At 64.1% G+C, this 680-nt stretch carries 1 pseudogene; it reads right to left on the reverse strand.

The features are described from left to right. A pseudogene (locus AC27IQ_RS26435) lies at positions 1-595 on the reverse strand (glutamate--cysteine ligase); the annotation flags it as partial. Positions 596-680 lie beyond the last annotated feature (85 nt).

Below are 680 nucleotides of genomic sequence, written 5' to 3' on the forward strand. Positions count from 1 at the left end.
CGTGCAGCGGCGGCAGCAGGTACTGCTCGTGGATGTCCTCCAGGATGCCGGGGGGGCCGGCCGAGAGGTCGTTGTTGAGCAAGATGGTGCAGGGTCGAAGTTCTTGAGCCCCAGGCGCCCCTTGGTGCGGACCACGGGCTCGAGCGTGACGGAATCACGTTGGGCAGGGTCACGTGGTGGGCTTCTTGATCTCGGGGCTGATGGAGCCCACGCGCACGTTGAGCCCCGCCATGTTGAAGATGCGCTGCAGCTGGATCACGTTCGCCAGGTAGAACGTGTTGCGGCTGTGGTTCTCCGGCACGATGAGCAGGTTGCGGGCCTCGGGGCAGATCTTCTCAATGGCCGCCATGGCCGCCTGCACGGCCAGGGGCAGCATGTCGGTGGTCAGGTTGTTCCAGCCGCCGGGAAACAGGTTGGTGTCCACCGGAGCGAGCTTGAAGCCGGCATTGCGGATGTCCACCGACGTATAGAACGGGGGCGTGTGCTCCATCCACTCCAGGCGGAACCACCGCTCGATCGCGGGCATGGAATCGAGAATGCGCTGTTCGAGCTCGTTGATCGGTCCCGTGAGGGCGGTGATGAGATGCGGAACCATGAAAAGCCCTCGGAAGACGAAAGACGCGTTGAATTGTAGGGATATGGGGACGCGCCCCGGCTTCGCAACCCCGGCCGCCGGCTTT

It is taken from the genome of Acidovorax sp. KPB24-07, from assembly GCF_057543315.1.